The following is a 14,698-nucleotide window of genomic DNA, read 5'->3' on the forward strand; positions in this document are numbered from 1 at the left end:
CCGCACCAGCGGACGTGATTCAGCCCCGCCGTTCGATGTCCGGGGAGGCCTCTCTCGGCCGGCTACCGGTCAGGCGCAGCCCGCTTTTCTTGAGGATGCGCGAGCTGTAGAGGATGCGGTGGTCGCGACACGCCTCGCCCAGGCGTTCGCGCAGCACCGCCGCCTGACGCTCGACCTCATCGAAGCTGCGGCCATGCAGCATGGCGAACAGGTTGTAGGGCCAGTGGGGCAGGTGCCGCGGGCGGCGATAACAGTGGCTGACGCCCTCGATGGCGGCCACCTCGCGGCCCAGGCGGTCGACATGGACATCGTCCACGTCCCATACCGTCATGCCGTTGGCCACGTAGCCGAGCCGATAGTGATTGGGCACTGCCGCGACCCGGCGGATCACCCCCCGCGCCTGCATCGCCCGCATGCGCTCGAGCACCTCCTCGCCGCTCATGTCCACCTCGCGACCCACCGCACCCCAGGGATCGGGGACCAACGGCAGACCGGCCTGGGTGGCGAGCACGATGGCGCGGTCGCGCTCGTCCAGGCCACCTGCCGCCTCGCTGCCGACTGCCTCGTCCTGACGGGCCTTAGACGGGCAGATGGAGACGGACATGGAACTCCTCCTCCTTGGGCATGTTGTAGACGGGCAGGCCCGTCGCGGCCTCGATGTCGGCGATCGTCTCGGTGATGCGCTCGGGGGTCTCGGTGGCCAACACGAACCACATGTTGAGTTCGTGCTCGCGGCGGTAGTTGTGGGCCACCTCGGGGAAGGCGTTGACCGCCTCGGTGACCCGCCCGTAGTCGGCCTCGGGCACGGCCAGCGCCGCCAGCGTCAGGCCACCGCCCAGCCGCTCGGCGTGGTACATGGGGCCGAAGCGACTCAACACCCCGCCCTCGCGCAGGCGCTCCAGGCGGTAGAGCAGGTCGCCCTCGGCGATACCCAGTTCAACGGCCACCACCGCATAGGGGCGCGCCACCAGCGGCAGGCCGTCCTGCAGGCGATCGATCAGGCGACGATCGACGCCGTCCAGGTCGTCGAGGGTCATGCCGTCCCCTCCCGCACATAGCGGCCGCCGCACTGGCGATAGGCGTGGGCGCTGAACAGCACCCGGTGCTCGAGCTCGCCCAGGCCCAGGCGCTCGACGATGGCCGCGAGCTCCGCCAGCACCCGCTCACGGCGGACGCCATGGATCATGCAGAAGAGGTTATAGGGCCAGGCGGGCAGGCGCCGCGGGCGACGGTAGCAGAGCGTCACCGCGGTCTCCCGGGCGAGCCGGCGGCCCACCAGGGCGACCCGCTCGTCCGGCACGTCCCATACCACCATGGCATTGGCCTGGATCCCCAGGCGGCGATGGCGCACCACCAGTCCCAGGCGCTTGATCAGCCCCTCGGCCTGCCAGCGGCGCACGCAGGCCATCACCTCCTCCTCGGCGAGGCCGGCCTGCTCGGCCAGGGCCTGCCAGGGCCTGGGGGTGAGCGGCAGCCCCTGCTCGAGCAGGGCACGCAGGCGGCGGTGGGCGTGCGACTCGCCTGGCGGGTGGACGGCATCGAGGGACAGCGGGGTCGCGGTGCTCATGTGCGCTCCAGTTCGGCCCAGGGAATGGGGAACGACAGGTCGATATGGAAGCCCTCCAGCATCGGCAGGCGCAGGATCGGCACACCCAGGCGCGCCTCCAGGGCCCCGAGCCGCGCCTCGAGCTCGGGCTCGTCCGGCGCGGTCATCACGAACCACAGGTTGTAGTCATGCTCCCGGGCCAGATCTTCACGCGCATAGTTGTGATTGACGCCGGGGGCGGCATTGATGAGCGCTGCGTAGGCATCGCGCTCGACCTCGGGCACGGCCACGGCGGCGAGCAGGCTGGCGCCGGCCCGGGCATGGTCGAAGACCGGCCCCACGCGGCTGAGCACGCCCAGCGACTGCAGCCGCCCCAGGCGCGCGATCACCTCGGCCTCGGTGGTGCCCAGGCGCTCGGCCACGGTATGGAAGGGACGGGTACAGACCGGCAGGCCGCGCTGGTAGCTGTCGATCAGGCGGCGATCCAGGGTATCGAGCTCGTGAACTTGGCAGAATGGGGCTTGGCAAGGCATCGGCACAGCTCACTCCTCCCGCGGAAAGGGCGGTCGGGCCGGGGCCCGCCGCCTGTTTCTCGATCAGTAGATATCGTGCTGGGTATTGATCACGTTGAACTTTCCGGTCGGGGTGACCAGGCGCTCGTCCTTGATCACGTGCTTCAGCGTGCGGGTCTTGTCATCCACGATCACCAGCGCAGAGGTCTCGTCCATGGTGTTCCACACCGAGAACCACACCTCGTCGCCGGCCTTGTTGTACTCCGGCTGCACGACGCGCTTGGGTCCCTCGCCCACGTCGGCCCACTCGGCGATCGGCAGCACCTCGTAGCCGGCCTCCAGGTCGTTGACATCGAAGACCGCCACGCTCTGGCTGATCGCCTCGTTGGGGTTGAGGGCGGTGTCGACATAGAGGTTGTCGGACTCCGGATGGGTCTTGATGAACAGCGAGCCGCCGCCCTGACCCTCCAGGGTTCGCACTACCTGCCAGGCGCTGTCGGCGTGACCTTCCGGGTCGGTGCCGATCAGCCGGATGCTGGCGTCGCCCAGGTGGCTGGTGGCCCACACCGGCCCGAACTCTGGGTCGACGAAGTTGGCGCCGCGGCCCGGATGCGGGATCTTGCCCACGTCGATGATGGCCTCGAGCTCACGCTCCTGGGCGTCGATGACCACGATCTGGTTCGACTCGTTGGCCGCGGTGAGGAAATAGCGGCCCGAAGCGTCCCAGCCGCCATCGTGCAGAAAGCGGGAGGTGTCGATCTCCACGGTGGAGATGGCGTCCAGATTCTCGTAGTTCACCAGGCGGACCTTACCGGTCTCCTTGATGTTGACGATGAACTCCGGGTGCTGGTGGGAGGCGACGATGGCCGCCACGCGGGGCTCCGGGTGGTACTCCTGGGTATCCACGGTCATGCCGCGGGTGCCGACGATCTTCTTCGGCTCCAGCGTCTCGCCGTCCATGATCACATACTGGGGCGGCCAGTAGGCGCCGGCGATAGCCAGGTCGTCCTCATAGCCCTCGAACTTGGAGGTCTCGACAGAGCGCGCCTCCATGCCGATCTTGATGGTGGCGACGATCTCGGGCTCTTCCATCCACAGGTCGATCATGTCGACCTTGGCATCACGGCCGATGACGAACAGGTAGCGGCCGGAGGCGGACATGCGCGAGATGTGCACCGCATAGCCGGTGTCGAGGATCTTGACGATCTTCTTGGACTCACCGTCGATCAGGGCGATCTGGCCGGCATCACGCAGGGTGACCGAGAACAGGTTCTCGATGTCCAGGTCGTTCATCTGCTCGGTGGGGCGGTCCTCGGGAGCAACCCGCACCTCCCAGGTGTCCATCATCTCGGGCATGCCGAATTCCGGCGGCTGCGGTGGCTCGTGCATGATGTACTTGGCCATCAGCTCGACCTCACCCTCGGTGAGGTCGCCCGAGGTGCCCCAGTTGGGCATGCCGGCTGGCGAGCCGTAGTTGATGAATACCTTGAGATACTCCAGGCCGCGCTCCTGGGTGATATCGGTGGTCAGCGGCTTGCCGGTTGCCCCCTTGCGCAGCACGCCATGGCAACCGGCGCAGCGCTGGAAGTAGATCTCCTTGGCCTTCTCGAACTCCTCGTCGGAGAGGTCCGGAGCGCCGGGAGTACGCACCACCCTGGCCGAGCCGGGATCCACGGAGGAGGCCGCGCCCTGGTAGGCGGTCTGGGACTCGTCGAGGTCCTTGTGATCCTGGGCGTGAGCCGTGGTGATGCCCAGGGCGACGGTGGTGACCGCCACAGCCAGGGGCTTGAGATACCAGCCAGTCTTCATCATCGTTCCACCTCTGTCGTGATCCACGAAAGCAGCATCGCCAGGCGGTGACATTGTTGTTGCGGGCGGGGGTGACCGGGGATCGGGCGCTGCACTCCCGGAGAAAGGTTGGGCCAGGGAAGACCATTTTTCATGCATCTTTTGCGTCTCCCACCCAGCTTTCGCCCTCCCTATTGACGTACGTCAACGCAAGCTCGACCTACCTCCAAAGAGAAGTTGCCAGACGCCGGAATGCTTGATTCTCTCGACACAAGGCCGCTCCATTGACGCCGGTCAAGGCAGGCTGGCGCTACGGCCCCGACACTGAGTCCCGACGACACCGGTCGCTGCCGACCCGAGGGCCCCCCATGCGTCGCCTCCATCGTCTCGCCCTGCTCTGCGCCTGCTGGCCGCTCGCCGGCCCGGCCACCGCGGCGGAACATACTGCCATCGCCCCGGCCCGGGAGGCGGAACTGGAGATCCTGCTCTATCAGGACTGCGGCTCCTGCCACGGCATGACGCTGCGCGGCGGCCTGGGGCCGGCACTGCCCCGCGATCGCATGCAGGCACTCGGTGCGGAGGCGCTCGCCCATATCATCCTGCACGGCATCCCCGGCAGCGCCATGCCCGGCTGGAAGACGCTGCTCAGCGAGGCGGACGCCCGCTGGCTGGCTGACCACCTGCAGACCGACAACCGGCTGGACACACTGGAAAAAGACTGATCTCTCGGCACAGGAGACCCGCCATGCCCCCTTCGCCTCCGTTCAAGACACTGCTCGCCGGCGTTGCCCTGGCCCTGCTGGTCGCCGGCGAGAGCCTGGCCGAACCGGCCCCGAGGGGGATCGAGTTGCGGGGCACCGGGGACCTCGGCGTGGTGATCGAGCGCGCCACCGGCAGCGTGGCCTTGGTCGATACCACCCGCAAGGCGGTGCTGGGCCACGTCGAGGGCTTCGGCGACCTCTCCCACGCCTCGGTGAAGTTCACCCGCGACGCCCGCCACGCCTTCGTGTTCGGCCGCGACGGCGGCCTGACCCGGCTCGACCTGCTCACCGGCGAGATCGACGGGCGCATCATCCAGTCGGGCAACAGCATCGGCGGCGCCATCTCCCAGGATGGCCGCTTCGTGGCGGTGGGCAACTACGAGCCGGGGGGCGTGAAGGTCTTCGACACCGAGACCCTGGAACTGGTCATCGACGTGCCGGCCACCTTCGAGAAGCCCGACGGCACCACCGACCGGGCCAAGGTGGTGGGCGTGGTGGACGCGCCGGGCAACCTGTTCGTGTTCAGCCTGTTCGAGGCCGGCGAGATCTGGGTGCTGGACATGTCGGGCGACGAACCGCGAGTGGAGAAGCACCATGACGTCGGTAGCCTGCCCTACGACGCCCTGATCACCCCCAACGGCCGCTACTACATCGCCGGACTGTTCGGCGAGGATGGCATGGCCCTGCTGGATCTCTGGCACCCGGAGCAGGGCGTGCGGCGCATCCTGCCCGACTACGGCCGAGGCGAGGAGCGCCTGCCGGTCTACAAGATGCCCCACCTGGAGGGTTGGGCCATGGCCGGCGACAGGGCCTTCTTCCCCGCCGTAGGCCGCCACGAGGTGCTGGTCGCCGATACCCGCGACTGGACGCTGAGCGACCGCATCGCGGTCCAGGGCCAGCCGATCTTCGTGATGAGTCGACCCGACGAGCGACAGGTATGGGTCACCTTCGCTCACCCACACAATGACGTGGTTCAGGTCATCGACACCCGCCGCCACGAGGTGATCGAGACCCTGTCACCGGGCGCTTCGATCCTGCACAAGGAATTCACCCCCCGCGGCGAGCACATCTGGATCTCGGCCCGCGACAGCGGTCACGTCAAGGTCTACGACACCCGCACCTTCGAGGAGCTGGCGACCCTGCCGGCCGAATCGCCCAGCGGCATCTTCTTCACCCACCGGGCCCACCGCATCGGCCTGTGAGGGGCATGGTGATGGCCCCGGCGGGTGTCCGGGTCACTGGAAGCCGACCACCTCGCCCGTCCGGTCGAAGGCCAGGAACTGGTCGATACTGCCCATCTTCAGCGACTCCACCATGCGCTGCAGGTGCCGCTCGGCGAGCTCCGAGCCTCCCTGGTCGGCCAGGGCCGCCACGAAGACGATGTCCCAGTCGACGCCGGTCGCCTGGGACTCCGCCACCAGCGCCGCCATGTCGCTGAGCTCGTCGGTGGCCTTGTCGACGCAGAGTACCGGGGTCAGCACCCCGCCCTCGCCCTGCTCGAAGCGGCGGCGCTGCGCCTCGCTGGGGTGGTCGGGCAGTTCGGCACGGGTACAGACGAACAGCAGGCGCTGCGGCTCGGGCTGGCGGCGCGCCTCGTCGAGCAGGTCGGCAAAGTGGGAAATGGCCACGGGGCCTCCTTCGGCATGATGGCGTTGGTCACAACCGCAGCGTAACGGGCGATTGCCCCGGCGGGAAGGGCACGGTCCCAGTCGTCGCACCGCCCTGGCGGCCGCCTTGACAGGCGGCGGCCCGGGGGCTAGTGATGAGACATGAAACATCACAGCGTGATATGTCTGCGCTCGCAGGATCCCCAGTCCCCCCCTAGAGAGGGTCACGCCATGAACCTCGTCACCATCATCCGCCTGCCCTTCACCCGCACCGCGGGCTGGGAAGAGCTCCGGCAGCGCCAGCCATCGATCCCCCTGCTGGCCTGGGCCATCGTGCTGCCCATGTCGTTGCTGCCGCCGGTCATGCTCTACTACGCGGGTACCCACTACGGCGACGACTTCGTGGCGGGCTTCGCCGACCGGGAGTGGCGCTTCATCACCACCATCCTCTTCCTTGCCGAGCTGCTGACCTTCTTCGTGATGGGCTGGCTGATCCATGCGGTGGTCAACACGACCCGCGAGCTGTCGATCGGCTACCACGACGCCTACCTGCTGGCCGCCCTCGCCCCGCTGCCGTTGTGGTCCTCCGCGCTCGTGCTGCTGGTTCCCAGCCTGCTGCTCAATGCCCTGGCGGTGCTGGTGGCGCTGGGGATCTCCTGCAGCCTGATCTACCACGGCCTGCAGGCGCTCTGCGAGCGGCGCGACAACGACGTAACCACCATGTCGGTCACCTACACGATCATGGCCGCCGGGGTGCTGGCCTGGGGGGTGCTGATGGCCATCGTCTGGGCGTATTGATCCCCGCGACGATTTTCCCTTTCGTCATGGGTGGCGCTCCGGGTCTTTAAGATGTATTTTTCCTGCATCTTAAAAATCACCCCCGCAGACGATGGAGCCACACCCCCATGCTGACCCATGAACAGGAACGCCTGATCGAAGCCACCGCCCCGGTCGTGGCCGAGCACCTCGAGGCCATCACCCAGCGCTTCTACCCGCTGATGTTCGCCCGCTACCCCGAGGTCAAACCGCTGTTCAACGAGGCGCACCAGGCCGATGGCGGCCAGCCCCGGGTACTCGCCGCGGCGGTGCTCGCCTATGTGCGGCTGCGCCACGACCGCGAAAAGGTGCGCGAGACCCTGGCCACCGTGGTCAGCAAGCACGTCTCCCTGGACATCCGCCCCGAGCAGTACCCCATCGTTGGCGAATGCCTGATGGCGGCCATCGGCGAGGTGCTGGGCGATGCCGTGACCCCCGAGGTCGCCGCCGCCTGGCAGGGCGTCTACGAGGAGCTGGCCGGCCTGCTGATCGAGCTGGAGGAGCACCACTATCGGGCGTTCGAACGACGCTCCGGCGGCTGGCGCGGCCCCCGCGAGTTCCGCATCGCCGCCGTGCGCCAGGAGAGCGCGGTGATCCGCTCCTTCGTGCTGGAGCCCGTGGACGGCGGCCCGGTGGCCGATCACCGGCCCGGCCAGTACATCGGCGTGAAGCTGGCCGTCGACGGCGAGCTCGTGCATCGCCACTACAGTCTGTCGGACCTGCCCAATGGCCGGACCTACCGGATCTCGGTCAAGCGCGAGCCGGAGGGCCGGGTCAGTCGGCACCTGCATGACGCCATGGGTGTCGGCGATACCCTGGAACTGCTGCCGCCGGCCGGCGACCTGACCCTGGCCGAGGGCAAGGAGCCGCTGCTGCTGGCCAGCGGCGGTGTCGGCCAGACGCCGATGCTGCCGATCGCCCGCCAGGCCCTGGCCCAGGGGCGCCGGGTGGTCTACCTGCATGCCGCCCTGGACGCCGAGCACCACGCCTTCCGCGACGAAGTGGCGGCGCTGGCCGCCGAGCATCCGGAGCGGCTCCAGGCAGTGAGCGTGCACGAGCGCGGCAACGACGCCGACCATATCGGGCGGGTCGACCGCGAGCTGCTGGCGCGCCTGCTGCCCACAGGCGCCCGCTGCTACTACGTGGGCCCCCAGGGCTTCATGACGGCCCTGGATGGCGCCCTGGCCGAGCTCGGCGTGCCCGCCGAGCGCCGCCACTACGAGCACTTCGGACCGTCGCGCCCCCTCGACGCGGCCTGATCGCCCCCCGGCGCTGCCGTCCACCCCCAGTCGACGAACAGCACGTAGAGCGCCGGGATCACCAGCAGCACCAGCACCGTGGAACTGAGCAGGCCGAACACCACCGAGATCACCAGCGGCTTGATGGCTGCCGCCTGGGTGCTGGTCTCGGCCAGCAGCGGCAGCAGGCCGGCGATGGTGGTGGTCGACGAGATCAGAATGGCACGCAGCCGGTCGCGGCTGGCCCGGCCGGCGGCGGCCACCGCCGAGAGCCCCGCCTCGCGGTGGCCCTTGATGAAGTGGATCAGCAGGATGGCGTTGTTGACCACGATGCCGGCCAGCGACACGGCACCGACCAGCGAGGGCATCGACAGATAGTAGCCCATGAGCACATGGCCCCAGATCGCACCGATGAAGGCCAGCGGGATCGCGACCATCACGATCAGCGGTTCGACGTAGCTGCGGAACTGGAAGGAGAGGATCACGAAGATACCGACCAGCCCGATCAGCAGGCCGCGCCCGATGGAACCGCCGGTCTCGGCCGAACTGGCCACCTGTCCCTCGAAGCGCACCTCGACGGCGGGGTGGCGATCGCGGAAGTTCGCCAGCCAGCCGCCCCGCAGATCGTCGACGATGGCCTGGCCGCTGGCCCGGCGGGCGTCCACGTTGGCCTCCACGGTCACCGTGCGCCGCCCGTCGATACGGGTGATGCGGCCCCAGTCATGTCGCTCGCCCAGGGTCGCTACCACCTCCAGGGGCACGCGGCCACCATCGGGCAGGGTGATGGTCTGGTCGCTCAGGTCGTCGAGGCTGTCGCGGTCGCCCCCGGCCTGGCGCACCAGGATCTCGACGTCCCGGTCGCCGATGCGCTGGGTGTCGGCGATCTCGCCGAGCAGCGCCGCGCGCAGCTGGGTCGCGACCTCCTCGGCGGTCAGCCCCAGGCCGTGCGCCCCCTCGGCCAGGGCGTAGGTCCGCTGCGGCTTGCCGGGACGCAGGTCATCGATGACATTGTAGACCGCGGCGTAGCCCTCGAGATGCTCGCCCAGTTCCCGCGCCGCGGCCTTGAGCGCGGCCAGGTCCTCGCCCTGCAGGCGCACCTCCACCGGCACGCCGGCAGGGCCGAAGCCCGGCTCCTGGATGATCAGGCTGTGGAGGCCGGTGATCTCGCCGATCTCCTCGCGCCACGCCGCGGTCAGCTCGTCGAGGGTGACCCGCCGGCGCTCGGCGGTGAGCAGGTCGACCATCACCGTGGCCACATGGGCGCCCGACTCCCGGGCGCTGGCGTTGTGGTTGAAGCGTACCTGGATCGCCTCGACCAGCGGCGCGCCGCCGGGCTGGTCGGGAGTGAGCCGCGCGTCGAGACGCCGCATCGCGGCCTCGACCCGCTCGGTCACCGCCTCGGTGCGCGCCAGGGGGGTGCCCTGGGGCATCAGGATCCGTGCCTCCAGCACATCGCCGTCGATATCGGGCATCGCCTCACTGCCGATATGGCCGCCGGCCATGAAGCCGGCGGAGGCCAGCAGGATCGCCAGCACCGCCCCCAGCACCGCATGGCGAAAGCGAATCGCCCCGTCGGCCAGCCTTCCCACGCCCTCGCGGAAGGCCTCGAAGCGCCGCTCGAAGGCAGCGCGGAAGCGCGAGTCGTGCCCCTCGTGCAGCTTCACCACGCTGCCCTTGAGATGGTGGGGCAGGATCCAGAAGGCCTCGACCAGGCTGGCCGCCAGGGCGGCGATCAGCACCACCGGCAGCACCTCGAGCACCGCCCCCAGCTCGCCGGCGAGGAAAGAGAGCGGGGCGAACACCGCCACCGTGGTGAGAAACGACGACAGCACCCCGGGCAGCACCTGGCGGGTACCCGCCACCACCGCCTCGAGCGGCGAGGCGCTCTCCCGGGCATGGGCCGCGATGTTGTCGGTGATCATGATGGCATCGTCCATGACGATGCCGATGGCCATCAGCAGCGCCACCAGGGTGATCATGTTGAGCGACAGACCGGTCAGGGCCATCACCAGGAAGGCCCCCATGAAGGCGGCCGGCAGCCCCAGCACCGCCCACAGCGCCAGCCGCGGCCGGAAGAACAGGCTCATCACCAGCACCACCAGCGCCAGCCCCAGCAGGCCGTTGCCCACCAGCATCTGCAGCCGGTCGCGCACGATGCCGGTCATGTCCTGGGTCACGGTCAGCGCGACCCGACCGTCCAGCCGCCGGCGCTCCGCCTCGAGCAGGGCCTCGAGGGCGTCCTTCACGTCCAGGGCGTCGTCGCGCAGTGTCTTGCTGACCTCGAGCACCAGGGCGGGCTCGCCGTCGAAGCGGATCTGCTCCTCGGGTCGCTCGCCGACCTCCCGGAGCGTGGCGATCTCGCCCAGGGTCAGCTCGCCGCCCGCCGCGTCGGAGACCACCACCAGACGCTCCAGCTCGCGCAGCGAGCGGCGCTGGTCGGTGAAGCGCAGCAGGATGTCGCGGTCGCGGGTTTCCAGGGTCCCCAGCGGCATATCGAGGCTCTGGCGTGCCACACGGACCGCCAGCTCGCGGGCCGAGAGCCCATGCTGGCCGAGCACGTCGCGGGGCGCCTCGACCTGCCACTGGCGCTGCGACATGCCCCGGATGGTCACGGCCGCCACCCCGGGCAGGGTCATCAGGCGCTCCTCGAGGACCAGGGCATAGTCCTCCAGCTGGCTCAAGGGCATGTCACCACTCACCGCCACCGCCGCCACCAGGTCGCTGCGGTGCAGTTCGCGCACCACGGGGCGTTCGGCGCGGGTCGGCAGGTCGGTCAGGGCGTTGACCTCGGTATCCAGGTCATTGAGGAAGCGGATCGCGTCGCCGCCAGCCTCCATGGTCGCCGTGGCACTGGCCAGGTTGTCCTGGGCCACGCAGGCGAATTCGTCGAGGAAGTCGATCCCCTTGACCGCGTCGAACAGGCGCCGGCAGACGGCGTCCTCGACGTCGGCGGCGCTGGCCCCCCGATAGATCACCTCGATGCTCGCCTCGACGGGACGGTAGTCGGGAAAGGTCTCGCGCTTGAGGCCGGGGGCGGCGAACAACCCCGCCGCGATCAGCAGGAGCAGCAGCAGGTTGGCCGCGGTCGGGTGCCCGGCGAACCAGCGGATCATGGCCGCTCTCCCGCTGCCAGCGCCCGCAGTCGCCGCTCCAGGTCCTCGTCGCGCCGGGGGGCCAGCGCCATGCCGTTGATTGCCGGCTGCAGGTCGTCGACGATCACCCGCTCCCCGGGGGCGAGCCCGGCGGCGATCACCGCCAGGTCGTGCTGTTCGAAGGCGACCTCGACCGGGCGGCGCGCCAGGCGATCGTCCTCGTCGGCCAGGTAGAGCTCCCCCTGGTGCACCGCCGCGGCCGGCACCACCAGCCGGGGCACCGTATCGGCGGCGGACAGCGTCACCCGGGTGTACATGTCGCGCAGCAGCGGTGGTCGGTCCGGCGGCCGCGCCTCGCGATAGGGGTGGTCGACCCGGACCACCACCCGGACGGTGCGGGTGGCCGGGTCGAGGCCGCTGGCCACCCGGACCACACGCCCCGCCCAGCCCACGTCCGCGGCCCCGACCAGTGCCACCTCGGCACGGATCCCGGAGAGGTCCAGCCGCTCGGCGCGATCGAGGACGTCCTCGGGCAGCTCCGCCGGGGTCACGCCTCCCAGCAGCCGCCGCATCATGGCGAAGGGCACATGGGCCTCGACCTCGGCGGCCGCCAGGCTATCGGCCTGGAACAGCCGCTGACCGACCCCCACGAACTGGTGCATTTCCACCTCCACCTCGCCCAGGCGCAGGTCGTAGGGCGCCGTGAAGCGGGTGTCCTCGAGGTCGCGGCGGGCCTGGGCCAGCCGCGTGCCGGCCTGCTCGATCCGGGCCTCGAGGACCTGGCGACGGGCGGGCAGCAGCGCCAGGGTGTTTTCCAGCGACGCCACCGCCTGGCGCTGACTCAGCGTGCTGCGGCGCTGCTCGTCGAGCCGGGAGCGCGACACGGCATCGCCGGCCGCCAGCCGCTCGATGCGCGCCAGCTCCTGTTCGGCCAGGGCGAGGCGCTCCCGTTCGAGCGCCAGCAGGCGACCGGTGTTCTGCTCCTCGGTATCGAGCAGGGCCCGCTCGGCGACCAGGCTGGCCAGTTCGGCCTCGGCCTCGGCAATGGCCAGCGCGTAGCGGGAGGGGTCCAGCGCCAGCAGCAGGGTGCCCGCGCGCAGCAGGGCACCGCCCTCCAGGTCCGGATGACGCTCCACCACCCGGCCCGCCACATTGGCCACCGCCTGCCAGGTCTCGGTGGGACGGGCCACGCCGTGGCCGCGAGCCTCCAGGCGAAGATCCAGTGGTTGCGCCTCGACCACCGTGACGCTCGGCGGCGGTGCTGCCGTCTCGCCATGCAGTGGTGTCTGGCGATTCGCCACGAACAGCACCAAGAGCGCAACACCGGCCACCAGGCCGACCAGCACCATGGCCAGCCGCCCCAGTTGCCTGAGCAGGGGGATCATGGACGCCCCTCCCCCTCGGCGGCGATGCCGTGGCGGTAGATCGCGAAGACCCCCGGCGCCTGGTCGAGGATGCGCGCCACCTCGCCGGCCATCAGCGACTGAATCACCAGCCCCTGGATGGTACCGATGAACTGCATCGCCGCCGCCTCGAGATCCAGCCCCTCGCGCAGCTCGCCCGCCGTCCGGGCCTGCTCGAGCAGGCCGGTGATCCGCTCGCGGTAGCGAAACAGCAGCGAGCGCACCATGCGCCGGGCAGGCGTCGGCCGGGCATGCTGCAGCTGGCCCAGCAGCAGGCGCGGCACCCCGGGGTGCTCGGCGATGAAGGCGACGTGGGCCATGAACATGGCCTCGAGCGCCGCGAGGGGGGCATCGGCCCGGGCCGCCGCGTCGTCCACGCGCTGCATCACCCGCTGGCCGACCCAGTCCACCACGGCCTCCCAGATGGCGTCCTTGCTGGGAAAGTGGCGGAACAGCGCCCCCTGGGTGACGCCCATCTGCCTGGCGATCGCCCCGGTGGTGATCGTCGCCGGCTCCTCCTGGCCGCACAGCTCGATGACCGTCTCCACGGTGCGCGCCCGACGCTGCTCGGCGGTGAGGTGGCGCTTGACTGGCATGGTCGCCCTCGCTGAAAGATAGTAATTGATTACTATCTTATGCCACGGCGCCCTCCCCCGCCAGTGGTCAAGACCTGACGCGGACGATCAGCAACACCAGCACCCACCTCATCCGCTCATCCCGCTACTGGTTGACCAGGCACGTGTCCTGGACGAACAGCCGATCATGGATCGAGCAGATCGTTCACCTGACGAAAGGCCATCTCGCACCTCCTGCGGTGGGTATCGCAACATGGCGGTCAGCTGCCGCGCGCCAGCAGCATCGCCTTGATCCGGCCGATGGCACGCATGGGGTTGAGCCCCTTGGGGCAGACCCGAATGGCACTTACTTAAGCTTTTTCGGATGTCCGTAGCGTTGGATTTCCTCACGCGCTTGGTGGCGATGCGTTTTCAATAACCGGTGGGGCCGGGGGCGCCGTTTGATGGCCCTTGGCTCCAGCCGATCCGGCCGCAGGCCCACGCGAATCGCGGTGATGTGCCCCATGACGCTCTGGCGCTCCTCGTCCGTTAGCGGCGAACGTGTCGCTATCTGTCGGAAAATCTGCAACGTATGCTTGAAACTGACGTGCTGGGGTAGCCGGTCCGCCCACTCACTGGAATGCGCCATCACTCGGCGGATCAGGTTGTACGCCAACAGATACATCCAGACTTCCTTCTCCACCATGGCGGGCGTCTTGCAGCGCAGCACCTCCATGCCCAGTGTCGTCTTGATATCCCGGAAGCTCAGCTCGATCTGCCAGCGCTCCTTGTAGAGCGCCTGGATCTGTTGGCGTGGCGCCTGCTTGGAGGAGCACAGTGTCGTGACGATGACCATGTTCCCGGCGGCCAGCTCCCGGACCGGCAAGGTGTCGGGCAAGGCGTCAAAGGCTGCCTGGCTCCTCCACTCGTGCCGCTTCTTCGGTTTCTGCCAGGTGGCAATGTGGTCCTTGTTACCCAGCCTCTTCCCTGTCTGAAAGTTGGTCTGGCGGCCGACATGTTGGCGCATGACCACATCGACACCGCGGGCTTTCAGCGCCGCGATGAGCGCATAGGAGGGGTAGTAGCGGTCGGCGATGACGATGTCGCCCGACTCAAAGGTGTCGAGCATCTCCCGCAGCAAGGCATGCTCTCCCGTGCCTTTACCTTTCACGGGCCCCATCGCCGCATTGAGGATCGCCCCGCTGCTCAAGTCCAGGATGGCCACCAGCCGGGCGGTCGGGAACCCGAGACCGGGTTTCTGGCTGGTTTGCTGAGGAAAGCGCTGCTGGTTCTCGGGCGTGTCCGGCATCGACACCGTGGTACCGTCGATCAGCTTGATCGGCCGGCCCTGCCAGGTCCAGGCAGAGGGCACTTCCTCCGC

14 protein-coding genes are annotated in these 14,698 nt (G+C 69.1%); 4 read left to right on the forward strand and 10 right to left on the reverse strand.

Annotation, left to right across the window (positions count from 1 at the left end):
- Positions 1-19: 19 nt before the first annotated feature.
- The 5 genes from ahbB (AC5W54_RS14110) to AC5W54_RS14130 all read right to left on the reverse strand — a co-directional run bounded on the left by ahbB (AC5W54_RS14110) (position 20) and on the right by AC5W54_RS14130 (position 3,870).
- Positions 20-604, reverse strand: a complete 585-nt coding sequence (gene ahbB, locus AC5W54_RS14110; RefSeq protein ID WP_495962718.1) for a siroheme decarboxylase subunit beta — start codon at positions 602-604, stop codon at positions 20-22.
- Entirely contained in the window at positions 579-1,037 is a 459-nt protein-coding gene (locus AC5W54_RS14115; RefSeq protein ID WP_495962719.1) for an Lrp/AsnC family transcriptional regulator, read from the reverse strand. Before AC5W54_RS14115 ends, ahbB (AC5W54_RS14110) begins: the two co-directional genes overlap by 26 nt.
- A complete protein-coding gene (ahbB, locus tag AC5W54_RS14120) occupies positions 1,034-1,567 on the reverse strand; it encodes a siroheme decarboxylase subunit beta (RefSeq protein ID WP_495962720.1) in 534 nt (177 codons plus the stop codon). Before ahbB (AC5W54_RS14120) ends, AC5W54_RS14115 begins: the two co-directional genes overlap by 4 nt.
- Complete coding sequence (locus AC5W54_RS14125) at positions 1,564-2,079, reverse strand: Lrp/AsnC family transcriptional regulator (protein ID WP_495962721.1); 516 nt, start codon at positions 2,077-2,079, stop codon at positions 1,564-1,566. Before AC5W54_RS14125 ends, ahbB (AC5W54_RS14120) begins: the two co-directional genes overlap by 4 nt.
- 63 nt (positions 2,080-2,142) lie before the next feature.
- Entirely contained in the window at positions 2,143-3,870 is a 1,728-nt protein-coding gene (locus AC5W54_RS14130; protein ID WP_495962722.1) for a cytochrome D1 domain-containing protein, read from the reverse strand.
- A 344-nt stretch (positions 3,871-4,214) separates the two neighbouring features.
- Between AC5W54_RS14130 and AC5W54_RS14135 the strand changes: the two genes are divergently transcribed.
- Both AC5W54_RS14135 and AC5W54_RS14140 read left to right on the forward strand, forming a co-directional pair.
- Positions 4,215-4,568, forward strand: a complete 354-nt coding sequence (locus AC5W54_RS14135) for a c-type cytochrome (RefSeq protein ID WP_495962723.1) — start codon at positions 4,215-4,217, stop codon at positions 4,566-4,568.
- A gap of 23 nt (positions 4,569-4,591) precedes the next feature.
- Entirely contained in the window at positions 4,592-5,809 is a 1,218-nt protein-coding gene (locus AC5W54_RS14140; RefSeq protein WP_495962724.1) for a cytochrome D1 domain-containing protein, read from the forward strand.
- A 33-nt stretch (positions 5,810-5,842) separates the two neighbouring features.
- On the opposite strand, the gene AC5W54_RS14145 is transcribed toward AC5W54_RS14140, so the two are convergent.
- On the reverse strand, positions 5,843-6,235 hold the full coding sequence (locus AC5W54_RS14145) for a ribonucleotide reductase subunit alpha (RefSeq protein ID WP_495962725.1): 393 nt from the start codon (positions 6,233-6,235) through the stop codon (positions 5,843-5,845).
- 210 nt (positions 6,236-6,445) lie between these two features.
- On the opposite strand from AC5W54_RS14145, the gene AC5W54_RS14150 reads away from it, so the two are divergent.
- Together AC5W54_RS14150 and hmpA are read left to right on the forward strand one after the other, a co-directional pair.
- Positions 6,446-7,012 carry a YIP1 family protein gene (locus tag AC5W54_RS14150; protein ID WP_495962726.1) on the forward strand — a complete coding sequence of 189 codons (567 nt, stop codon included), beginning with the start codon at positions 6,446-6,448 and terminating at the stop codon, positions 7,010-7,012.
- 107 nt (positions 7,013-7,119) lie between these two features.
- Positions 7,120-8,289, forward strand: coding sequence for an NO-inducible flavohemoprotein (hmpA, locus tag AC5W54_RS14155; RefSeq protein ID WP_495962727.1), 1,170 nt, complete (start codon positions 7,120-7,122; stop codon positions 8,287-8,289).
- Here the strand turns inward: hmpA and AC5W54_RS14160 are convergent.
- The 4 genes from AC5W54_RS14160 to AC5W54_RS14175 form a co-directional block, all read right to left on the reverse strand.
- Positions 8,247-11,381, reverse strand: a complete 3,135-nt coding sequence (locus AC5W54_RS14160) for an efflux RND transporter permease subunit (protein WP_495962728.1) — start codon at positions 11,379-11,381, stop codon at positions 8,247-8,249. The genes hmpA and AC5W54_RS14160 overlap by 43 nt on opposite strands.
- Positions 11,378-12,745 (reverse strand): efflux RND transporter periplasmic adaptor subunit, encoded by a 1,368-nt coding sequence (locus AC5W54_RS14165; RefSeq protein WP_495962729.1) that lies wholly within the window; start codon positions 12,743-12,745, stop codon positions 11,378-11,380. Before AC5W54_RS14165 ends, AC5W54_RS14160 begins: the two co-directional genes overlap by 4 nt.
- A complete protein-coding gene (locus AC5W54_RS14170; protein WP_495962730.1) occupies positions 12,742-13,359 on the reverse strand; it encodes a TetR/AcrR family transcriptional regulator in 618 nt (205 codons plus the stop codon). The genes AC5W54_RS14165 and AC5W54_RS14170 overlap by 4 nt, the downstream gene beginning before the upstream one ends.
- A gap of 325 nt (positions 13,360-13,684) precedes the next feature.
- The coding region (locus AC5W54_RS14175; RefSeq protein ID WP_495962731.1) for an IS4 family transposase at positions 13,685-14,698 on the reverse strand (1,014 nt) is incomplete at its 5' end.

The organism is Halomonas sp. LMYGS-3 (assembly GCF_059509875.1).